20 protein-coding genes are annotated in these 20230 nt (G+C 59.1%); 7 read left to right on the top strand and 13 right to left on the bottom strand.

Annotated elements, in window-relative coordinates; all coding sequences use genetic code 11:
- Together PVA19_RS08470 and PVA19_RS08465 are read left to right on the top strand one after the other, a co-directional pair.
- Positions 1-2082 (top strand): hypothetical protein, encoded by a 2082-nt coding sequence (locus PVA19_RS08470; RefSeq protein ID WP_274102014.1) that lies wholly within the window; start codon positions 1-3, stop codon positions 2080-2082.
- 1 nt (position 2083) lies between these two features.
- Positions 2084-2506, top strand: a complete 423-nt coding sequence (locus PVA19_RS08465) for a GNAT family N-acetyltransferase (RefSeq protein ID WP_274102013.1) — start codon at positions 2084-2086, stop codon at positions 2504-2506.
- 48 nt (positions 2507-2554) lie between these two features.
- On the opposite strand, the gene PVA19_RS08460 is transcribed toward PVA19_RS08465, so the two are convergent.
- Together PVA19_RS08460 and PVA19_RS08455 are read right to left on the bottom strand one after the other, a co-directional pair.
- Entirely contained in the window at positions 2555-3868 is a 1314-nt protein-coding gene (locus PVA19_RS08460; protein ID WP_113178067.1) for an MFS transporter, read from the bottom strand.
- A gap of 91 nt (positions 3869-3959) precedes the next feature.
- Positions 3960-4526 carry a GNAT family N-acetyltransferase gene (locus tag PVA19_RS08455; RefSeq protein ID WP_274102010.1) on the bottom strand — a complete coding sequence of 189 codons (567 nt, stop codon included), beginning with the start codon at positions 4524-4526 and terminating at the stop codon, positions 3960-3962.
- Positions 4527-4815: 289 nt separating this feature from the next.
- Between PVA19_RS08455 and PVA19_RS08450 the strand changes: the two genes are divergently transcribed.
- Positions 4816-5820 (top strand): glutathione S-transferase family protein, encoded by a 1005-nt coding sequence (locus PVA19_RS08450; protein WP_274102009.1) that lies wholly within the window; start codon positions 4816-4818, stop codon positions 5818-5820.
- On the opposite strand, the gene PVA19_RS08445 is transcribed toward PVA19_RS08450, so the two are convergent.
- On the bottom strand, positions 5811-6209 hold the full coding sequence (locus PVA19_RS08445; RefSeq protein ID WP_274102271.1) for an NUDIX domain-containing protein: 399 nt from the start codon (positions 6207-6209) through the stop codon (positions 5811-5813). The genes PVA19_RS08450 and PVA19_RS08445 overlap by 10 nt on opposite strands.
- A gap of 208 nt (positions 6210-6417) precedes the next feature.
- Here PVA19_RS08445 and PVA19_RS08440 point away from each other — a divergent pair, with 208 nt between their 5' ends.
- Together PVA19_RS08440 and PVA19_RS08435 are read left to right on the top strand one after the other, a co-directional pair.
- Entirely contained in the window at positions 6418-7383 is a 966-nt protein-coding gene (locus PVA19_RS08440) for a metallophosphoesterase family protein (RefSeq protein WP_274102270.1), read from the top strand.
- A gap of 185 nt (positions 7384-7568) precedes the next feature.
- Positions 7569-7859 carry a GIY-YIG nuclease family protein gene (locus PVA19_RS08435; protein ID WP_274102007.1) on the top strand — a complete coding sequence of 97 codons (291 nt, stop codon included), beginning with the start codon at positions 7569-7571 and terminating at the stop codon, positions 7857-7859.
- 122 nt (positions 7860-7981) lie between these two features.
- Here PVA19_RS08435 and leuA read toward each other — a convergent pair whose 3' ends face one another.
- The 3 genes from leuA to PVA19_RS08420 all read right to left on the bottom strand — a co-directional run bounded on the left by leuA (position 7982) and on the right by PVA19_RS08420 (position 12146).
- Positions 7982-9691: a 2-isopropylmalate synthase gene (gene leuA, locus PVA19_RS08430; RefSeq protein ID WP_274102006.1), complete on the bottom strand. Its 1710-nt coding sequence runs from the start codon at positions 9689-9691 to the stop codon at positions 7982-7984.
- 316 nt (positions 9692-10007) lie between these two features.
- Complete coding sequence (locus PVA19_RS08425) at positions 10008-11204, bottom strand: benzoate/H(+) symporter BenE family transporter (protein WP_274102005.1); 1197 nt, start codon at positions 11202-11204, stop codon at positions 10008-10010.
- A gap of 360 nt (positions 11205-11564) precedes the next feature.
- The gene (locus PVA19_RS08420) at positions 11565-12146 is read right to left on the bottom strand and encodes an ATP-dependent Clp protease proteolytic subunit (RefSeq protein WP_274102004.1); all 582 of its coding nucleotides are present in this window, start codon (positions 12144-12146) and stop codon (positions 11565-11567) included.
- A gap of 235 nt (positions 12147-12381) precedes the next feature.
- Here PVA19_RS08420 and PVA19_RS08415 point away from each other — a divergent pair, with 235 nt between their 5' ends.
- Positions 12382-12972: a HupE/UreJ family protein gene (locus tag PVA19_RS08415; protein ID WP_274102002.1), complete on the top strand. Its 591-nt coding sequence runs from the start codon at positions 12382-12384 to the stop codon at positions 12970-12972.
- Positions 12973-13073: 101 nt separating this feature from the next.
- The gene (locus tag PVA19_RS08410) at positions 13074-13871 is read left to right on the top strand and encodes a DUF2076 domain-containing protein (protein WP_274102001.1); all 798 of its coding nucleotides are present in this window, start codon (positions 13074-13076) and stop codon (positions 13869-13871) included.
- Between the two features lie 98 nt (positions 13872-13969).
- On the opposite strand, the gene queF is transcribed toward PVA19_RS08410, so the two are convergent.
- The 7 genes from queF to PVA19_RS08375 form a co-directional block, all read right to left on the bottom strand.
- On the bottom strand, positions 13970-14434 hold the full coding sequence (gene queF, locus PVA19_RS08405; protein WP_274101999.1) for a preQ(1) synthase: 465 nt from the start codon (positions 14432-14434) through the stop codon (positions 13970-13972).
- Positions 14435-14437: 3 nt separating this feature from the next.
- Positions 14438-15355: a cation diffusion facilitator family transporter gene (locus PVA19_RS08400; protein WP_274101996.1), complete on the bottom strand. Its 918-nt coding sequence runs from the start codon at positions 15353-15355 to the stop codon at positions 14438-14440.
- Positions 15356-15481: 126 nt separating this feature from the next.
- Entirely contained in the window at positions 15482-15877 is a 396-nt protein-coding gene (locus PVA19_RS08395; protein ID WP_274101994.1) for a glyoxalase superfamily protein, read from the bottom strand.
- 71 nt (positions 15878-15948) lie between these two features.
- Positions 15949-16392 carry a pyridoxamine 5'-phosphate oxidase family protein gene (locus PVA19_RS08390; protein WP_274101992.1) on the bottom strand — a complete coding sequence of 148 codons (444 nt, stop codon included), beginning with the start codon at positions 16390-16392 and terminating at the stop codon, positions 15949-15951.
- A 103-nt stretch (positions 16393-16495) separates the two neighbouring features.
- Complete coding sequence (locus tag PVA19_RS08385; RefSeq protein ID WP_274101990.1) at positions 16496-17128, bottom strand: LysE family translocator; 633 nt, start codon at positions 17126-17128, stop codon at positions 16496-16498.
- A 105-nt stretch (positions 17129-17233) separates the two neighbouring features.
- Positions 17234-17944 carry a TIGR02117 family protein gene (locus tag PVA19_RS08380; protein ID WP_337993147.1) on the bottom strand — a complete coding sequence of 237 codons (711 nt, stop codon included), beginning with the start codon at positions 17942-17944 and terminating at the stop codon, positions 17234-17236.
- A gap of 62 nt (positions 17945-18006) precedes the next feature.
- Positions 18007-20196 (bottom strand): anthranilate synthase, encoded by a 2190-nt coding sequence (locus PVA19_RS08375; RefSeq protein ID WP_274101988.1) that lies wholly within the window; start codon positions 20194-20196, stop codon positions 18007-18009.
- Between the last annotated feature and the right edge of the window lie 34 nt (positions 20197-20230).

Genomic DNA, 20230 nt, shown 5'->3' with positions numbered 1-20230 from the left:
ATGACGCTCTCATTCGCCCCCTTCCTTCCCTGGACCGTCATCGCCATTCTGGCCGCAGCCGCTCTCGTTCTGGCTGTCGCCGGTCTGCTGCGTGGCGTGCGCGGCGCATGGCTGCGCGGACTTGCGCTTGCAGCCCTTCTACTCGCCATCGCCAATCCGCTGCTGACCAATGAGGAGCGCGAACCGCTCTCCACCATCGTGCCGGTCATCGTCGACCGGTCGCAGAGCCAGGACGTGCAGCAGCGCACCGCGCAGACCGATCAGGCGCTGGCAAACCTTCGGGAGCGCCTTGCCCGCTTCCCCCGCATCGAGCCACGCATCGTTGAAGTTCGCAACGACGAGAACAGCGACTCGCCCGCAACGAACCTTTTCTCGGCGCTCTCGGCCTCCGTTTCGGACGTCTCGCCTTCCCGCGTCGGCGGCGCGATCTTCCTCAGCGACGGTCAGATCCACGACATCCCTAACGCTACGCCGGATGTCGAACAGACGCTTGGCTTCAAGGCGCCTATCCATGGCCTGATCACCGGCCGCGCCGACGAATTCGATCGCCGCATCGAGGTCGTTCGCGCTCCGCGTTTCGGCATCGTCAATGAGGAGCAGCAGCTCACATTGCGCGTCTTCGACGAGGGCCGCACCCAGAGCGGCACGGCGAATGTGACCATCAAGATGAACGGTCAGGAAATCGGCAATCTGCAAGCCGTGCCGGGACGCCCCATTCCCTTCACCTTCAAGGTTCCGCGCGGCGGCAACAATGTGATGGAATTCTCTGTCGCCGAGCTGCCGGGCGAAGTCACCACCGCCAACAACCGCGCCGTCCATGTCATCGAGGGTATTCGCCAGAACCTGCGTGTGCTGCTCGTCTCCGGTGAGCCGCATGCCGGTGAGCGCGCCTGGCGCAACCTGTTGAAGTCGGACACCTCCGTAGACCTCGTTCACTTCACCATTCTGCGTCCACCGGAAAAGCAGGATGGAACGCCGATCAACGAATTGTCGCTGATCGCTTTCCCGACGCGTGAACTCTTCGTTGAGAAGATCAACGATTTCGATCTGATCATCTTCGACCGCTACCAGCATCGCGGCGTGCTGCCGATCCTTTATTATGACTACATCGCCCAATATGTGGAAAAGGGCGGCGCGCTCCTGATTGCCGCAGGCCCTGAACATGCGGGCCAGGATTCGATTGCGATGACACCGCTGGAATCGGTGCTGCCTGCCCAGCCGACCGGCCAGGTCAATCAGGGCGCCTTCTTCCCGCGCCTTTCCGAAGCCGGTAAGAAGCACCCGGTCACACGCGGCTTGGAAGGCTCTGGCGACGAGCCACCCCATTGGGGTCGCTGGTTCCGCACTGTCGGCGTGGAACAACCCCAGGGCCAGACAGTCATGCTCGGCGCCGGCCAGGACCCATTGCTGGTGCTGAACCGCCAGGGCGAAGGCCGCGTCGCCATGCTGCTGTCCGATCAGGGCTGGCTCTGGGCGCGCGGCTTTGAAGGTGGCGGCCCGCATGTGGCGCTCTATCGCCGCATCGCCCACTGGCTGATGAAGGAGCCGGAACTTGAGGAAGAGGCCCTGACGGCGCGCGCCAATGGCCGCATGCTCGAGATCATCCGCCAGACCATCGGCGACAATCCGGGCGACGCCACGGTCAAATTTCCCTCCGGCAAGACCGAAACCATGAACTTCACCCAAACGGACCCCGGTCTCTACAAGATCGAGCGCCGCATGAACGAGACGGGTCTCTACGAGGTCTCCAATGGTGACTTCACCACGCTGGTTCATGTCGGCGCAGTCGATGCGCCGGAATTCAAGGCGATGATCTCCACCACGGATACGCTGAAGCCTCTGGCGGATGCGACAAGAGGCAGCGTCCATCGCGTGGTAGACGATGCCAATCGTGTGGTCCTGCCGGATATTCTCCCCGTGCGCGGCGAGGTCCGCGTTGCAGACAATGACCGCATGCTGATCCGGATGACGGATGAGACCGTGCTGAAGGGCGTCAACACCCTGCCACTCTTTGCAGGCTTCGCCGGCCTCGCCGCCCTGCTGCTGGCCTTCTCTGCTCTGTGGTGGCGCGAAGGCAGATAAGATGCACGACAAGATCGAACTCAGCGATGGCGCGGATGAGAGCGCCACGGCCGCCATTCTCGCCGGCCTGAAAGACTACAATCTCCATCGCTTCGGCCCTGCCGATTGGAAAGAGTTGGTCATCGCGCTGAAAAACGACGACGGCAAAGTCATCGGCGGCCTCTCCGGCCACACCGCCCGCGGCTGGCTTTACATCGCCCTTCTCTTCATTCCCGAAGACCTGCGCGGACAAGGTCTTGGCCCCAAACTTCTTCAAATGGCGGAAGATGAAGCCCGCAAACGCGGCTGCACCGGCGCCTATATTGACACGATGAGTGCTGACGCGCTGACGCTCTACCAAAAATGCGGCTACGAAATCTTCGGCCAGATCGCAGAGTTCGGCCCGGATTACGCCATGACCTATTTGAAGAAGTCGCTGGTCTGACGCCTGAGCAGGCATACCCACTCAGGCTGGATGATAGGCTCGCGAGTTTTAAGACAGGCTGACCTGCCGCGTCTCGGCATTGATCATCGTTGCAGCGATTGCCGCCAGCACCAGGAGACCTGCGAATATGCCAACTGCAAACCCAAACCCTTGAGCGACGGCGTAGCCAAGCACCGAGGGTGCCAGCAACCCGCCGAGGCGGGCCATGGCGCCGGCTGCCCCCATGCCCGTGGCGCGTGATTCGGTCGGGTAGAGCTCCGGCGTATAGGCATAGAGCGCACCCCATGTGCCGAGCAGCGCAAAGCTCATCAGGAGCAGAGATGCGGCGATGATCGTACCGGTCGTCGCGAGTGTGAAGAGCAGGCAGCCGAGCGCGGAAAGCAGGCAGAAGCCGATCAGCGTTGGCTTGCGGCCCCATTTTTCCACGCCGTAGGCAGCAAGCGCATAGCCGGGGATCTGGGCGAGTGCGACGAGGACCAGGAAGCCGTAACCGCGGACGAAGCCGAAGCCTTCACCCGCAAGTCGAGCTGGCATCCAGGTGAAAACGCCATAATAAGAGACCGAGACCAGGAACCAGATGGCAAGGATCATGATGCTGCGCTGACGAAGAGCCGGCGAAAACAGGCCCTGCCCCTTCACAGCCTTGGACTGGGCGATGCCGGTGCCTGCATCCAGTTGCGCGCGACCATTGGTCTTCAGCATGGCATTGACCACGACTTTCGCTTCTTCCGAACGACCGCTCTTCAACAGATAAAGCGGCGATTCCGGCACGAGGAAACGCAGGCCGATGCCGATCAGCGCAGGGAACGCGGTGACGGCAAAGATGTAGCGCCACGCATCCTGGAGTTGGTAAAGGCTCGCAATCCATGCGGCGATTGCCACCACGAGCGTTCCGACGGCCCAGAAGCCTTCCAGCAGAACAAGCCAGCGGCCGCGGTTTTTTGCCGGCAGAAATTCCGCCATCATCGCATAATCCACCGGCAGCGTACCGCCGACAGCTGCACCCGTGAGGAAGCGCAGAACCAGAAGAATGGTGAAATCCGGTGCAAATATAGAGAGAATGCCGAAGACGGCATCGCAGGCTACGGTAACGATCAAGACCCGACGGCGACCATAACGATCCGCCATCCGACCAAAGCCGATGGCGCCAAGCAGCATGCCGAGGAAGAATGCGGTCCCCGTCTGCAGTGCCTGCGGGACGGTAAGCCCGAATGTCGCGGCAATCGAGGCGGCGGTGAAGCCCACCGCCAGAACCTGCATGGCATCCGCGGCCCATACCAGTCCGAAGATACCCATTAACCGGCGCTGATAGGCACCGGCTCCTGCGCGATCCAGCGCATCGTTCATCGTAATTGACGTCATCATCGCCCCCTTGCGACCAGAGTCGTTACCTTGGGGCAAAGTGCTACGGTCCGCTGGTAGAGACTGTCAAGGCGTTATAGCTGCGGTTGCGTCACCCCATGGCACGAAGAGGCAGATTAAACACAACCTCGTCCTGCGCATCCACCGCTTTGGCTTCGTCATTCCGCCAGCCAATCGTGCCTTTCAGTCGAGCATGAACATCATCCGCCAAGGGCACGACGAGCACCCGGTTCATGTCGACAGGTCCTGGAAAATCGAGCGCGCCATAGGCGACCTTCTCGAAGCCGAGCGGCATGTAATAGGGTGGATCGCCAATCAGGATTACCGCGTCGGAGCCCTTGCGCTTGGCAGCTGCAATCGCAATGCGTATAAGTTCACGCCCGATGCCCCTGTTCTTGTGCGAGGGCCGAACCGCCAGGGGCCCAAGCATATGGCCATTCACCTCACCTGCGCGAACCGGCGTCATCCGCACCGACGCGATGGTCTCGCCATCATCGGCGCAGATAAAGGAGAGCGAGCGGTCATGAGGCCCCTGCTCGCGGATCCGCGCGGCAGCGCGTGTGTGCCGGCCTGGGCCGAAAGCTTCTGCATTGATGAGTTCGATAACGGCGTCGTGAGACGCGTCCTCGGTAAGATAGACCAGTTCGTGCTTGGACATGGAAAGACCGGAACGTTGAATACGGACATGACGATATGTGACGGTGCACCTGACATTGCCTGACAGGGCAAGAAGAGCGTCAGCGTCGTCGGAGCGTCCGTGGTTCGGTCATAGGGGAGAATTTCCTCAAGATTATGAAAATCGCAGATATCAGGAAATTATCAGACGGTCCAGAACAAATGGCCCTTCGGTTGCATTCACGAAGGAAGAACGCATTGTTCATCGATGCGAGGGTTCGCTTTGCCCGCTGCGCGACTTAGGGTGAGAGAAGAAACAAGGGAGAATGCAGATGGGCAGGCTGGTTGAAGGCGTTTGGCAGGATGTGTGGTACGACACCAAGGAAACCAAGGGCCATTTTAAGCGCAGCGCTTCGCAGTTCCGCAACTGGATCACCGCCGATGGCGAGCCCGGCCCCCCCGGCAAGGTCGGCTTCAAGGCGGAAAAGGATCGCTATCACCTCTACGTCTCGCTCGCTTGCCCCTGGGCGCACCGCACCCTCATCTTCCGCAAGCTGAAGAAGCTCGACGACTATATTCCGGTCTCCGTCGTCGATCCGCTGATGCTGGAAAACGGCTGGGAGTTCAAGCCTGAGGGGGAGCGCACGCCGGGCGCGACGGAGGATCATCTCTTCGGTTCGTCGTTTCTCTGGCAGGTCTACACCAAGGCCGATCCACACTATTCCGGCCGCGTCACCGTGCCCGTTCTTTGGGACAAGCAGCAGAACACCATCGTTTCCAATGAGTCGGCGGAGATCATCCGCATGTTCAACAGCGCCTTCGATGCGTTGACCGGATCTGAACTCGACTTCTATCCGGAACAGCGGCGCAGTGAAATCGACCAGCTCAACGACCTGATTTACGACACCGTCAACAACGGCGTCTACAAGGCGGGCTTTGCCACCACGCAGGACGCCTATCAGGAAAGTGCCATCAAGGTGTTCGAAACACTCAACATCCTCGAAGAACGCCTCGCAAACCAGCGCTTTCTTCTAGGGGCTGAGCAGACGGAGGCCGACTGGCGGCTGTTCACCACGCTGGTCCGTTTCGATCCGGTCTATGTCGGCCACTTCAAATGCAACATCCGCCGCATTCACGACTACCAGAATCTCACCGGCTATCTGCGCGATCTCTACCAGACGCCCGGCGTGCCGGCGACGGTCGATATGCGCCACATCAAGGAGCATTATTACCTCAGCCACAAGACGATCAACCCGACGGGCATCGTCCCGGTCGGACCGGAATTGGAACTCGAAAAGGCCCATGATCGCGCAAGGTTGGCGGGAGGCTACCAGTAATCGTCCGGCAAAGCGTCACCCGTGAGGTCCGCGAGACGACGCCGCGTCGCAGGTGTCGTCCCGTCGGGCAGAGCATCGAGCGGGAAAAACCCGCTCTCGGCAATCTCGCGATCCGGCACTTTCACCGCGGTCTGTCTAACGCTAAGGCGATAGAACAGCACATGGTCGCGATCGCTCGTGCGGTTGTTGAAATAGACGTGGACGAGTTGGGGCACAGACGTCGCAACGAGATTGCCCTCTTCGCGGATTTCCTTGTGCAGCGCCTGCAATCCGGTTTCCTGTCGCTCAACGCCGCCACCCGGCATATGCCAGCCAGAGACATAGGTGTGGCGCACGAGAAAGAGGTGGCCCTCATCATCGAAACACGCCGCCCGCACCCCAAGCGTCATGCCGCGCCGCAGGAAAAAGAACCGGTGAACAATCCTTTTGGCAATATTCCGAAAGAGTTGCCGGAACCCTTCACCGAGCTTGCGGTTCTCAACCAACGTTCAACTCTCCGTCACCTGATGGGTTTCTGCCCGATTGAAGCACTTATCCCCTTGAAATGCCGAGGCTTCGCATTGGACGCCTCAACACGGATACGATATGTCTGACCCCATGTTCAAGCTCGCCCATATTTCCGACGTTCACCTCGGCCCATTGCCCAAGCTCACCTTTCGCGAATTGGCGTCCAAGCGCATCACCGGCTTTGTGAACTGGCGGCTCAACCGCCGCAAGCATCTTTTCACCGACACGCTGGAACGCTTGGTGGACGATATGGAAACCAAGGCGCCGGATCACATTGCGATCACCGGCGACCTCGTCAATCTGGCAACCGGCATCGAAATCCGTGCCGCCGCCGACTGGCTGGAGGAAGTTGGCGACCCGCTGAAGGTGTCCGTCGTGCCCGGCAACCACGACGCCTATGTGCCGGGCGCACACGACAAGGCGATGGCGGCATGGTATCCCTACGTTCGAGGCGATGGCGATGCGCAAGACTGGAACGAAGACCGCAAGATATTCCCCTATATGCGTGTGCGCGGCCCGGTCGCACTGATCGGCTGCTCCACCTCGATCGCCACCCCGCCCTTCTCCGCTACAGGATATTTCGGCCGCCGCCAGGCGCGTGCGACCGCGGATCTGCTGAAAAAGGCCGGTGAACAAGGCCTGTTCCGCGTGGTGATGATCCACCACCCACCCGTGCGCGGCGCTGCCGCCACCCACAAACGCATGATCGGCATTCGCCGATTTGCCGCAGCACTCGGCACCGGCGGCGCCGAACTCGTGCTTCACGGCCACACCCACCTCAACACCGTCTACTGGCTGAACACCCATCGCGGCCAGGACCACATCCCTGTCGTCGGCATCGCCTCGGCAAGCCAGGGACCGGGCGGTGAAAAACCCCGCGCCGGCTACAATCTCTTCAACATTTCCGGCGGCCCGGGAACATGGGAAGTAACCTGTGAACGCTTCAGCCTCAACGAGAAAGTAACCGGGATAGAGCTCGAAGACATCCGAGTCTTCTACCACAACGGCCGCCCGCTTGGCTTCAGCAACCCGGTGGAACAGGCGCCGGAGGAGTAACCGCTGTTTTAGAGAAGAGTCTTATTGTGATCAAAGACTTGATCACGCTGGATCCCTGTGACGAGCACAGGGATGAGGGAGGGTATGTAATCCGTCCTGCCACTCAAATACCTTCTGGCCTCGGTTAAACTGCCTCCGGACGCAAGCATCTTGCATCGTCATCTCTCTCTAGGCACGATGAGACCATGAAGGGTTATGTCTACATCCTTGCCTCTAAGCGGAACGGTACACTTTACACCGGTGTGACGAAGGACTTGCCCAACAGGCTTTTTGAACATCAAAACGAGCTAACGCAGGGTTTCACATCCAGGTACAACGTCAAAACCCTGGTCTGGTTTGAAGAGTACGATCTGCTGACGACGGCAATTACGCGTGAAAAAACGATCAAGAAATGGCCGCGTCAATGGAAGCTGAACCTCATAGAGGCGGAGAATCCTGATTGGCAGGACATCTCCCACTACCTGCACGGTTTATGATCTCTCTGAGCGCTCCCAATTCTCCCCTCATCCCTGTGCTTGTCACAGGGATCCCGCCGTTGCGCGTCTGCGCAACGAAGAGGACGTCAGCCCGAAACTCGGGCTGACCAGATACTCTCCGCTTACTTCGCCCGCTCTTCCAGCACGCGGTTGGCCGCAGACACGATCGCTTCCAGCGAAGCCGCAACGATGTTGGTGTTGATACCCGCACCGAAGAGCTTGCCGCCCGGATGCTCCATCTCGACATAGGCGATGGCCGATGCGTTGGAGCCGTGCTGCAGCGAGTGTTCGGAATAGTCATTCACCGACAGATCGATGCCGAGATAGGTCGACAGCGCATTGATGAAGCCGTCGATCGGACCGGTACCCTTGCCTTCGATCCGCTTCACTTCGCCCTTGTCCATGATCTCGGCAGCAACGACGCGCACGCCCTTGAAGTCGCCGGCCGGATAGGTGTGGTGATCAACGAATTTCAGACGCGCATTGGACTGCGTCACGTAGCGCTCCATGAAGCGCTCATAGATCCGCTTGGCGGGCAGTTCCACGCCTTCCTCGTCGGTGATGCGCTGAATGTCCTCGCGAAACTCCACCTGCAGATTGCGTGGCAGGTTCAGGCCGTAATCTTCTTGCAGGATATAGGCGATGCCACCCTTGCCGGACTGCGAGTTGATGCGGATGATCGCCTCGTAGGATCGGCCGACATCCTTAGGATCGATCGGCAGATAGGGCACTTCCCAGACCGGGTGGTTGGCGACCTTGATCGCCTTCAAGCCCTTGTTGATCGCATCCTGATGCGAGCCGGAAAAGGCGGTATAGACCAGTTCGCCGACATAGGGGTGACGCTCGGGGATCGTCATTTCGTTGGAATATTCGTAGACGGCCTTGATGCGCTCGATATCGGTGCAATCCAGTTCCGGGTCCACGCCCTGTGTGTACATGTTCAGTGCCAGCGTCACCACATCCACATTGCCGGTACGCTCGCCATTGCCAAACAGCGTGCCTTCGACGCGGTCGGCACCGGCCATCAGGCCGAGTTCGGTGGCGGCAATGCCCGTGCCGCGGTCATTATGCGGGTGCAGCGAGATGATGACGTTTTCGCGGTTGTCGATATTGCGGCACATCCATTCGATCTGGTCGGCATAGATGTTGGGCGTCGCCATTTCCACGGTGGAGGGCAGATTGAGGATCAGCTTGTTGTCGGCGGTCGGCTTCACCACGTCGATGACGGCGTTGCAGATGTCCAGCGCCACTTCCAGCTCCGTGCCGGTAAAGCTTTCCGGCGAATATTCGAAGCGATAACCGCCGCCAGCCTTTGCCGCCATGTCGGTGATCATCTTCGCCGCGTCGACGGCAATCTGCTTGATGCCGTGGACGTCCTTGCCGAAGACCACGCGGCGCTGCAATTCGCTGGTGGAGTTGTAGAAATGGATGATGGGGTTCTTGGCACCTTCCAGCGCCTCGAAGGTGCGGGTGATCAGTTCCGGGCGGCACTGCACCAGCACCTGCAGCGATACGTCATCCGGCACATTCCCTTCTTCCACGCACCAGCGGGCAAAGTCGAAATCCGTCTGCGAGGCGGATGGAAAACCGATTTCGATTTCCTTGAAACCCATGTCCAACAGCAGCTTGAACATGCGGGCCTTGCGATCATGACCCATCGGATTGACCAGCGACTGGTTGCCGTCACGCAAGTCCACCGAACACCAGATCGGGGCCTTGTCGATGGTCTTGCCGGGCCATGTGCGGTCGGGAATGTTGATGGCGGGATAGGGGCGATATTTTACGCCTGCTTCCGGCATACCCTTGGAAATGCTGTTTGTCTTCGCGTCCATTGTCTTGCTCCTTGAGCATCCAGGCGCTTGAAAAGCCGCTGGCGGATGCTTCACCCGTTGTCGGGCCTAAATCCAGAATGAAATGAGATTTCGAGATGAGGAGCATTGGCACCAGCGGGCTTTCGGCCGCCGGGCGCTCCTCACTGGACCCGGCAACCGCGTGTAAGGTCGAGGCTAAGAAGCGAGAGTGCACCACACGGCGAAGCCTTCGCAGAAATCTGCGCGCTCATGCCGGAAAAGGTCCTGATGCAACTGGTCATGGTTTTTCTATAAACAGCGGTTTTTGATCTGACAAGTAATCTTCTGCCGTGACTTGTCATTTTAGCGAGCGTGCTCGCACGGCGATGACCGCTCGCTGCAGCGCTAGCATCAGCCCTCCCCCGAGCAAACCCCAGAATGCGCCGGAAATTCCACCGAAGGAAAGCCCGGATGCCGTGACGAGAAACATGATCGCCGCAGCTTCCCGTGTCTCCGGCTCCTTGAAGGCCGCAACCGCCGAACCTGAAAAGGCGCCGACCAGCGCCAGACCCGCCACCGCTTGAATGAGAATGGGCGGTGCCAGCGCAACGAAGGCGGTCACGACACCGGCCAGCAGGCCGAAGATGATATAGCCGACGCCGCCAATGATCGCGGCCCAGTAGCGGCGCTTAGGATCGGGATGGGCGTCCTCGCCAGCGCACATGGCAGCGGTGATGGCGGCGAGGTTGACCGCATGGCCGCCGAAGGGTGCGGAAAGAAGCGAAAAGAAGCCGGTCGTTGCAAAGAGTGGCCCGGGCTGCGGATCGTAATGATTGACCTTCAGCACCGCGATGCCGGGAATATTCTGCGATGCCATGGTGACGATGAAGAGCGGCAATGCGATGGAAACCACCGCATGCAGGCTGAAACTCGGTGTCACCCATTCCATCGGCGGGGTCAAAGATTGCGCCAGCGCATCGAAGGCGCCGGCCGGGATGTCTACACCGAAGATCATCACCAGCACGAAAGCTGCGAGTGCGGCAGGCACGGCAAACAGCCGCCTGAAGGCCCCAACCACGATCCAGGCCAGAATGATCGGCAGGCCGAGCGCCGGATTGAAACCAATCGCCTTGATCGGCGCAAAGCAGAGCCCGATGATGACGCCCGAAAGCATGGCATTGGCAAGCGGCGCCGGAATGGAGGCCACCGCGCGCCCAAGCGGGCGGAACAGCCCGGCAATGATGATGAAGGCGGCGCAGATGATGAAGGCGCCCACAGCAGCCGGAAACCCGCCCTCGATCACGCCCGTTGTCGCCAGCAGTGCTGCTCCGGGCGTGGACCATGCGATACTGACCGGCAGTCTCGTCGTCACCGACAGCACGATGGCGCAAAGCCCCATCGAAACCGACAGCGCCATCAAGCCGGACGCCGCCTCGAAATCCGTTGCGCCAACCGCCTTCAACCCTTGCAGCACAACGGCAAAGGAACTGGCAAAGCCGACGAAAGCCGTGAGGCAGCCCATGAACAGGGCCTGGAGGGAGAAATCTTTGAACATGGTCTACTCTGATGATGGATCGAGTAGAGGCTGACCAAAAAACACAGAGTCGTGCAAGGCCATTACAGCCATTCCGCGTGCGGACCTGCTCTTTCGCTTGCCTTGCAGACCTCGTATTGCGTGAGGTTGCGGTGGGAGATGGCCGAGGTTCAGACCCAAAGCAAAAAGCCCGCCCCAGCTTTCACCGGCACGGGCTTTGAATTCAGATCGAAACGTCTCACAGTCTGTTCAAGAATTGTCGATGGTGAGACGAAAATGGTGATTTCGAGAACTGGAGCGCAGCGCACTTAAGGTACGTGAGCACCGGAAGCGCAGAAATTGCCATTTGCAGTCCACCAACGGCGATTATCGGACAGACTGTCAGACTTCCGACTGGTGCTCGACGATCTTGCCGACCAGACCGTAGGACACGGCATCGTCTGCGCCGAGCCAGTAGTCGCGGTCGATGTCCTTGGCGATCTTTTCTTCCGTCTGGCCGGTGGCCTTGGAGAAGATCTTGATCAGGCGCTGGTTCATCTTGATGATTTCGCGAGCCTGGATTTCGATATCGGATGCCATGCCGCGCGTGCCACCGGAGGGTTGGTGAAGCAGGAAGCGGGTGTTGGGCAGGCAAAGACGACGTTCCTTCGGCACCGACACGAAGATCAGCGCGCCGGCGGATGCGACCCAGCCCGTGCCGATGATATAGACCTTCGGCTTGATGAACTTGATCATGTCGTGGATGCTGTCGCCGGACTCGACGTGGCCGCCTGGCGAATTGACGTAGACGCGAATGTCGTCATCGCTTGCAGCAGCAAGGGCGACGAGCTGCGTGCAGACCTTCTGCGCCAGTTCCTGGGTAATACCGCCATAAATGAAGATCGAACGCGACTTGAAAAGATTCGCTTCCGTTTCTTTACCGATCGGCAGTTCCTTGCTCTTGTCGTCTTCTTCTTCGTTCATACGGACGGTCTCCAACATAATTCATTGCCTATCGGACATAGTGTGATTTGTGTCGTAAAACAATGAGCGAAAAAGACAAGGCGCGGAACTGCTTAATAAAAGCGCTCAATCCATGGACTACCGGCAAATGCCGCATGGACAGGCTCTTCTGAATCGACATATCGTTGGCCGCGATAAGGTGTGGCCGTTATCCCAAGAACGGCAGGCACCCGACCAGACATTCGAAGAGGGAACGATGTTTAAAAGACTTATGCTTGCCGCAGCCGGCCTTGGCGCCACCACCCTGCCCGCTTTCGCCCATCTCAATCCGGAAGAGCACGGCTCCTTCATGGCCGGCGTTTCACACCCGCTGTTTGGTGCAGACCATATCCTTGCCATGGTGGCCGTTGGCCTTTGGGCATCGCAGATCGCCACGACCGATGGCCGCAAAAACGCATTGTGGGCCGTCCCGGCAGCCTTTGTGGGCACGATGGCGATAGGCTTCTTCATAGCCGTCTACGGCATCGAGCTGCCCTTCGTCGAGCCTGCGATCCTTGCGTCCGTCATCGGCCTTGGCCTTCTGGTCGCCATCGCTGCCAAGCTGCCGACCGTTGCCGCGGCCGGCATTGTCGGCGTTTTCGCACTCTTCCACGGGCACGCCCATGGCGGGGAACTTGGGACGGCTGGCGCGCTGCAGTTCGGCATCGGCTTTATGATCGCCACGGCACTTCTGCATCTCGCCGGTGTGGCCCTTGGTCTAGGCGTATCGCGCTTCGGTCCCATCGCAGCCCGCATCGCCGGTGGCCTGACAGCGCTGGCTGGTCTCTCGCTCGCCTTTGGCGGATGAGGTATCGGATTACAGAAATGTAAGAAATCGGGGCTTTGAAAAATCCGATTTGAACTCTACTTCCTTGGTATGCGTTTCTCGGCATGCCAAGGAGGCAAGAGATGTCACCAGAAGAAACCCAATTGCTCAAGGGCCTGTTCGATAGGATCAGGACCGCATCGTCCACCCCCCGTGACCCGGAAGCCGAAGCGCTGATCGACCAGTCGGTCCGGGATCAGCCGCATGCACCCTATTACCTCGCACAGGCCGTCATCGTGCAGGAGAAGGGATTGGAAGCGGCCGCCGCCCACATCAAGCAGCTTGAAGAACGCATCCACCAGCTGGAAACCGGTGCGGGCGATCAACAGCGCGGAACCCAGGGCGGGTTCCTCAGCTCCATTTTCGGCACCAACCCGCCGCAGGCGCCCGCGCCTGCCCCAACCCCGCAGCCCCCACAGCCGCAGTCGATCTATCGTAACGATATGTCCGGCCAGACATCTGGACCCTGGGGCAGAAGCCCCGAGCCACAGCAGCCGAGTGGGCCGTGGAGCCAGCAGACATCCGGCTTCGGACGTTCCGGTGGCGGTGGTGGCAGTTTCCTTCAAGGTGCGCTTGGAACCGCCGCGGGTGTCGCAGGCGGCATGCTGCTTGCCAATTCGCTAAGCGGCATCTTCTCCAACCACATGGCGTCATCCGGTTGGGGTTCGCCCTTCTCCGGCGGCAATGCACTTGGCAATGCGCCGGTCGAGAAAACGGTCATCAACAACTACTATGGCGACGACCAGCAGCAGGCCAACGCCGATAACAACGGCAACGACGTGCAGCAGGCCGACTACACGCCTGATGACAATGACCCGAGCTATGACGACAGCAGCAATGACATGGACTACGACTCAGGCGACGATAGCTCCTTCGTCTGAGCCTCGATCAGTTTGATCAGGAACTTCCGTTGGTGTGAGCAGCGGAAGCGCAGACATTGCCATTTGCAGGCGACCAACGGAGATTCCTGGATAGGCTGTCAGCCGCGACCTCGATAGGTCGCGACACCTTGATCCGGCAGCCAGACGCCTTCGGGCGCTGGCCCGGTCTGCCAGAAAACATCGATTGGAATACCGCCGCGCGGATACCAGTAGGCGCCAATCCGCAGCCACTTGGGCGATAGCAGATCGACAAGGCGCTTGGCGATGTAGATCGAGCAATCCTCGTGGAATGCGCCGTGATTGCGGAAGGAATGCAGAAAGAGCTTCAGCGACTTCGATTCCACCAGGAAATCACCCGGAATGTAATCGATGACGATATGGGCAAAATCCGGCTGTCCCGTCATCGGGCAGAGCGAGGTAAATTCCGGCGCGGTGAAGCGCACGACATAATCGGTTCCGGCATTGCCATTCGGCACACGCTCCAGAACAGCACTTTCGGGATTTTCAGGGGCCGCGACCTGCGCGCCCAGCTGGGACAGGCCGGAAACATCCGTCACTGACATGGTTCACACTCCTGGTTCTAAAACATTGACGCGGACGCCATGGGCCTGTTCGCTTTCAGGCTCGACGTGAATTGCAAGCGTGGCGCCGGGTATCACGCCCCTTATGGCATCTTCAAGGCGGTCGCAAATCTCATGTGCCGCACCCACCGACATGCTGGCGGGAACGACGACGTGAAAATCGATGAAGGCGGCGGAGCCTGCACGGCGCGTCTTCAAGTCATGCACGTTGAGGACGCCAGCGGAATTCTCCGCAATCGCCTTCTTGATCGCCTCATCCTCCTCTGGCTCCACCGCCTTGTCCATCAGTCCGCTCAGCGAATGGAGAATGACCTTCGAGCCCTGGATGAGAATATTGATGGCAACCAGAATGGCGAGCAGCGGATCGAGGATCGCATAGCCGGTGACAATCGCCAGCACGAGGCCGATCAGAACGCCTATCGAGGTCACGACATCCGACATGATGTGATGGCCGTCAGCCGTCAGCGCAGGCGAAGCGTGCTTGCGCCCGACACGGATGAGGACCGTTGCCCAAACGGCATTCAGCCCGCCGGCAAAGGCATTGATCGCCAAACCCAGCACCGGCGCTTCCGGCAGGCGAGGCTCGAACAACCCACCCCAGGCCTCCTTGACGATCAACAGAGCGGCCACGACGATCAAAACGCCCTCGACCACGGCAGATATATATTCTGCCTTGTGATGGCCGAACTGGTGATCGTCATCGGCAGGCTTTTGCGCATAACGGATGACGAAGTAGGCAATGAAGGCCGCAACCACATTGACGGTCGACTCCAGACCGTCGGACAAAAGCGCGACCGAGCCGGTCACCCACCATGCCGAAAGTTTCAGTCCGAGGACGAGAAACGAAAACGGAATGCCCCAGAAAGCCAGCTTTCGGACGAGAGCGTTACCTTCAGCATTCATGACGAAACCCCGTGCAGATGCAAACGAATTGCAGAAATGACCCTTAAAACGCACGAACCGCCCGCACGAGGGTTCGTGCAGGCGGTTCGCTGTTGGCGCGTTCTATGATTTAATCTGACCGCAGGGTCAAGCGCTTTTCGCCTCTTGCCGCTCGCAGAAGCGGATGCGGTTGGCGAAAGGATCGGTCACCTCCATCTGCAGTCCCCAGGGCAGCGGCTCGATGCCGGGCTTCATGTAGATGTAATCCTTCGCCGCAAGCTCGCGCTGGTAGGCCTCCACACCGACGGTTTCGACAAAGACATTCGAGCCCGGCGTCGCATCGCCGTGATGTCCGCTCAGATGAAGGACAAGACCTGCACGCGAGATTTGCATGTAGAGCGGAAAATTCTCGCCGAAGCGATGCTCCCAATCCACCGAGAAGCCGAGGAAGTCGCTATAGAACTCACGCGCCTTGGCTTCGTCGAAGATACGCAGGATGGGGCAGACGCGGGTGAAAGATAGTGTATCAATCTTGCTCGACATCTCGAATTCACCTTCTGAGAAACTGAATATTCCAGCGGACCTTCTGCCGAAACCGCGTCGCTTGGACAGGATCAGTTCGGCGAAACCCCGTAAGTCTGATAAGCACTTGCCATCCGCTCTTCCTCGGTTCGGTCTGGGAAAAGCCGATAACTGGGAGCCAAGATGCGAGACACTTTCTCTATTCCGATCGAGATCAGGTTGCGAATGGGAAAATCCTCACCGGCCATTTTCAGCACCTGGGCACCGACGACAGAGTAATCGGGATCATCGGAGCCGATGATGAAGGCCTGACCATTCACCTTGAAACCGCGCTGGCGAAAGACATCGATGAAGCTGACGCACACCGACGGATGGGAGCGGATATTTCGAACCGTATTGCTGGAAGCGATATCTGCAACGATAATCCGGTCATCCCCGTAAGACGAAAAGATTTCCTTTGGCGTAACATTGGGCGCCCCGTCCGCATCGACGGTTGCCAGCCAGCACAAGACCGAATTTGAGATATCGGTCCTCATGGCATCGTTAATCTTCAAATGTTGCCGTGCTCCATCCATCACAAGGCTCCTTCGTCAGACCAGCTCGAAATGCTCTGCAACTGCGTTTCGTCCATCGATTCTGCTAAACCCTGCTCATCAGAAGTTTGATACCCGCAAAGCCGAAGAAAAGGGCGAGCGTCGCCTCGATAGAGCGCTTCGCCTTCTGGTAAATACGGATGGCGGGTGCGGTGGAGAACAGCAAGGCATAGCCGCAGAAGATCACCAGACCGAGCAATGCACAGCCACCCACGATGGCGGCGAGCGTTGCAGGGCCAGCACCGGGTTTCAGGCCAAGCGACATGACGGCCAGCCATCCCAGAACCGCCTTGGGATTGGTGAGATGCAACAGAAGGCCACGGCGATAGAGCTTTCCATAATCCGCCCTACCACCACCAGCGGCACCGATCCCGGCCTGAGGCGCATTAGCGAAAGCGGAGCGTGCGGACTTGTACGCCAAATACAGCAGATAAATCCCGCCGGCGATCTTGATGACGAACAGCGCATTGGCGAAAGAAGCCAGCACCGCAGAAAGGCCGGTGGCTGCAATCGCAGCCCAGGTGAGAGAGCCGGTCATGACCCCAAGAGCCAGCATGACAGCCGGTGCCCTGCCCTGGCTCATGGCAACCCCCATGATCGTCATGTTGCTTGGACCCGGGCTCGCAGTCGCGATGATGTAGGCAATATAGACGAGCAGCAATTGGTGAAAGTCGAGCATGGGTTTGGCTTTCTTCAAACTGACGTGTTGTTGCCCTATGTCATCCGAGCGGTGGGGCTGTGTCAATTCGGGGTGAGACCAGCATTTCTCGTCATGCCCTCATCATTATCTGCCGGACGAAAGCGGCGTCTCTGAAAAAACGCCGGCATCATTATGCAAGCGCAGCGATGCCGTCAGAAGCCAAGGCAAAGGCGTCCACCAACCCGTGCTGAGACCCGCCTGCCGAAGTGCCGCAGCCGTCCAGATGTTACAGCCCACTAGCACATTGAACGAACCTTCGGCTTCAAAGAACGCGTCGTCCCTGCCGTAGGACTGGCCGATGAGCGGAACTTCCCTACCCGCCGATCGAGAAAAGCTTCCGGTAATAAAAGCGACCAATCTCGCATATCCCTGCGTGGACAGATCAACCGGCATGACGGCTGGATCGAACAGCGGGATTTCGCCGGCAAGCGCCACATGCATGACCGAGTCGTCAATGGTGAAGCTCTTAAACACCGGCATCGGCCGCAGATCGGCCCATGTGGGTGTCTGGGTGTAGAATGCCCGACCGCCCCAACCGAAGACGATGTAGCGAAGGCCGGGGTGATCGATCCCTAGGTTAGCGTCCCGCAGGAAGGCAAAGCGTGCCAGCAGTTCCGCATCAACAGGCACTGCAATGTCGGTGTGAATGGGATTGCTGAGCACTAAGATGCGATGCTGTGTGTCCGCAGGCGAAGAGATGTCAGAGAGGGTCGGCTGCCTTGGCACGGCGACGCCAAGGGCGATGCTCGTAACGGCGAGAGCCAGAACAATAAAAGTATATTTTAGGAATTTCACCAGCGCTCACGCGATCAGGAGAAATGGCGGCACCGAAGGCGCCGCCAAAAGATGTCGAATGATCAAGCCGCTTTGGTCTTTGCCTTGCGCACCAGATGCGTCACCACATTCTCGATCATCCGCATGCCGGCATCGCCGCCAAGCGTCATGATCGATTCCGGGTGAAACTGCACTGCGGCCACCGGCTCCTTGACGTGCTCGATGCCCATGATCGTGCCGTCTTCGCTTTCGGCCGTGATCATGAAATCGCGGTGAAGCGTGGCGGGATCGGCAAAGATCGAGTGGTAGCGACCGACGGTGACTTCCTTGCCGAGACCGGAGAACACCAGGCCTGGTTCCAGAACGCGGATGCGCGAGGGCTTGCCATGCATCGGGATCGCCAGTTGGCGAAGCTCACCGCCATAGGCTTCGGCGAGCGCCTGAAGCCCAAGGCAGACGCCGAAGATCGGCAACTCGCGCGCACGTGCGGCCTTGATCGTCGCCTTGCAATCGAAATCGCCGGGGTTGCCGGGTCCGGGAGAAAGAACCACGAGATCCGGCTGGAAACGATCGAATATTTCTGCCGGCACAGGGGTACGCACGGTAGAAACTGTTGCACCCGTCTGGCGGAAATAATTCGCCAGCGTGTGGACGAAACTGTCTTCGTGATCCACCAGCAGGATCTTCACGCCCGTTCCAACCTTCGCGGCATCACGCTTGCCGGCATTGGAGTTCTGCGCTTTTGCATCGCGAATGGCTGCAATCATGGCCGATGCCTTCAGTTCGGTTTCCGCTTCTTCTTCTTGTGGAATGGAATCGTTGAGCAGCGTCGCGCCTGCCCGCACTTCCGCGATACCATCCTTGATGCGGATGGTACGCAGCGTCAGTCCCGTATTCATGTCGCCATTGAAGCCGACCATGCCGATGGCGCCACCATACCATGCGCGCGGGCTCTTTTCATGGTTTTCAATGAAGCGCATGGCCCAGAGCTTTGGCGCGCCGGTGACGGTTACAGCCCAGGCGTGGGACAGGAAGCCATCGAACGCATCCATGTCGTCGCGCAGACGGCCTTCAATGTGGTCAACCGTATGGATGAGACGCGAATACATCTCGATCTGACGGCGGCCGATGACCTTGACGGAGCCCGGCTCGCACACACGGCTCTTATCGTTGCGGTCCACATCCGAGCACATGGTGAGTTCGGACTCGTCCTTCTTGGAGTTCAACAGCTTGAGGATCTGCTCGCTATCGGCAATCGGATCGTCGCCGCGCTTGATGGTACCGGAAATCGGGCAGGTCTCGATACGACGGCCGGAGACGCGTACGAACATTTCCGGCGACGCGCCGACCAGATATTCCTGATGGCCAAGATTGATGAAGAAGGAGTAAGGCGACGGGTTGATTGCCTTCAGACGACGGGAAATGGCCGATGGATTGCTGTCGCAGCGTTCCATGAACTTTTGACCTGGCACCACTTCGAAGAGGTCACCACGACGGAAGCTCTCTTTCGCCTTGATCACCAGCTCGGAATATTCACCAGGATGATGATCGCCGCGCGGGGGGATCGTATCGGTGGTCTTGAACGGCTCGGGCGTGGTCTCTTCCGACTTGCCTTGCGTGGTCAAACCATCCTTCTCGAAATCGTAACGGTCGATCCAGGCCTTGGCGGAATAGTGATCCACCACCAGTATTTCATCCGGCAGGAAGAGGACCATGTCCCGCTGGTCTTCCGGGCGTTGCAGCGACAACTTGATGGCGTCGAACTGGAAAGCGAGATCGTATCCGAAGGCACCAAAAAGCCCGATGGCCGAGTCCGCGCTGGAATAGAACAGATCGACAATGGCACGAAGCGGCGTGAAAACGGTCGGGATTTTGGAGCGCTCTTCCTCGGTAAAGACGCGGTCCGGCTCGTTGACCGTCAGATCGAGGCGGCGGGCGGTCAATGCACCGAGCGTCAGATCCGGCGTTGCTTTCAGCTTCTCCGCAATGAAGGAAAGCAGGACCTCGCCGCGGCCATTATAGGCTTCGATCCACATCTTGCGGCCGAAGGAGGAAATGCCGAGCGGCGGATCGATGATGGCGGTATCCCAGCGCGTATAACGGCCAGGATATTCATAATTGGACGAGAAGACCGCGCCGCGACGGGAGTCGAGACCATCGACATAGCTGTCGATCGCGCTGGCATAATCGGCTTCGCGACGCTTGCGCGAGACCTTGATGCCGCCCTTGGTCTCGTAAATTTCCGAACCGTCATCCTGAGTGATTGTAACCATTTTACCTGCAGTTCCCGTTTTTTAGACCCGATGA

Origin of the sequence: Agrobacterium sp. CNPSo 3708 (genome assembly GCF_028674915.1) — a bacterium.
In the GTDB taxonomy this organism is placed as follows: Bacteria; Pseudomonadota; Alphaproteobacteria; order Rhizobiales; family Rhizobiaceae; genus Agrobacterium; species Agrobacterium cavarae.
Note: the sequence above shows the minus strand (reverse complement) of the source record. Positions and strands in the feature narration are given on the sequence as shown.

What these genes read in the sequence shown, in the direction of transcription:
- PVA19_RS08455 (WP_274102010.1), bottom strand. Translation starts at nt 4,526, where the DNA reads ATGTCCAAGCACGAACTGGTCTATCTTACCGAGGACGCGTCTCACGAC.
- PVA19_RS08415 (WP_274102002.1), top strand. Translation starts at nt 12,382, where the DNA reads ATGTTTAAAAGACTTATGCTTGCCGCAGCCGGCCTTGGCGCCACCACC.
- PVA19_RS08410 (WP_274102001.1), top strand. Translation starts at nt 13,074, where the DNA reads ATGTCACCAGAAGAAACCCAATTGCTCAAGGGCCTGTTCGATAGGATC.
- leuA (WP_274102006.1), bottom strand. Translation starts at nt 9,691, where the DNA reads ATGGACGCGAAGACAAACAGCATTTCCAAGGGTATGCCGGAAGCAGGC.
- PVA19_RS08440 (WP_274102270.1), top strand. Translation starts at nt 6,418, where the DNA reads ATGTTCAAGCTCGCCCATATTTCCGACGTTCACCTCGGCCCATTGCCC.
- PVA19_RS08450 (WP_274102009.1), top strand. Translation starts at nt 4,816, where the DNA reads ATGGGCAGGCTGGTTGAAGGCGTTTGGCAGGATGTGTGGTACGACACC.
- PVA19_RS08435 (WP_274102007.1), top strand. Translation starts at nt 7,569, where the DNA reads ATGAAGGGTTATGTCTACATCCTTGCCTCTAAGCGGAACGGTACACTT.
- PVA19_RS08465 (WP_274102013.1), top strand. Translation starts at nt 2,084, where the DNA reads ATGCACGACAAGATCGAACTCAGCGATGGCGCGGATGAGAGCGCCACG.
- PVA19_RS08460 (WP_113178067.1), bottom strand. Translation starts at nt 3,868, where the DNA reads ATGACGTCAATTACGATGAACGATGCGCTGGATCGCGCAGGAGCCGGT.
- PVA19_RS08425 (WP_274102005.1), bottom strand. Translation starts at nt 11,204, where the DNA reads ATGTTCAAAGATTTCTCCCTCCAGGCCCTGTTCATGGGCTGCCTCACG.
- PVA19_RS08375 (WP_274101988.1), bottom strand. Translation starts at nt 20,196, where the DNA reads ATGGTTACAATCACTCAGGATGACGGTTCGGAAATTTACGAGACCAAG.
- PVA19_RS08420 (WP_274102004.1), bottom strand. Translation starts at nt 12,146, where the DNA reads ATGAACGAAGAAGAAGACGACAAGAGCAAGGAACTGCCGATCGGTAAA.
- PVA19_RS08470 (WP_274102014.1), top strand. Translation starts at nt 1, where the DNA reads ATGACGCTCTCATTCGCCCCCTTCCTTCCCTGGACCGTCATCGCCATT.
- PVA19_RS08400 (WP_274101996.1), bottom strand. Translation starts at nt 15,355, where the DNA reads ATGAATGCTGAAGGTAACGCTCTCGTCCGAAAGCTGGCTTTCTGGGGC.
- queF (WP_274101999.1), bottom strand. Translation starts at nt 14,434, where the DNA reads ATGTCAGTGACGGATGTTTCCGGCCTGTCCCAGCTGGGCGCGCAGGTC.
- PVA19_RS08390 (WP_274101992.1), bottom strand. Translation starts at nt 16,392, where the DNA reads ATGAGGACCGATATCTCAAATTCGGTCTTGTGCTGGCTGGCAACCGTC.
- PVA19_RS08385 (WP_274101990.1), bottom strand. Translation starts at nt 17,128, where the DNA reads ATGCTCGACTTTCACCAATTGCTGCTCGTCTATATTGCCTACATCATC.
- PVA19_RS08445 (WP_274102271.1), bottom strand. Translation starts at nt 6,209, where the DNA reads ATGACGCTTGGGGTGCGGGCGGCGTGTTTCGATGATGAGGGCCACCTC.
- PVA19_RS08395 (WP_274101994.1), bottom strand. Translation starts at nt 15,877, where the DNA reads ATGTCGAGCAAGATTGATACACTATCTTTCACCCGCGTCTGCCCCATC.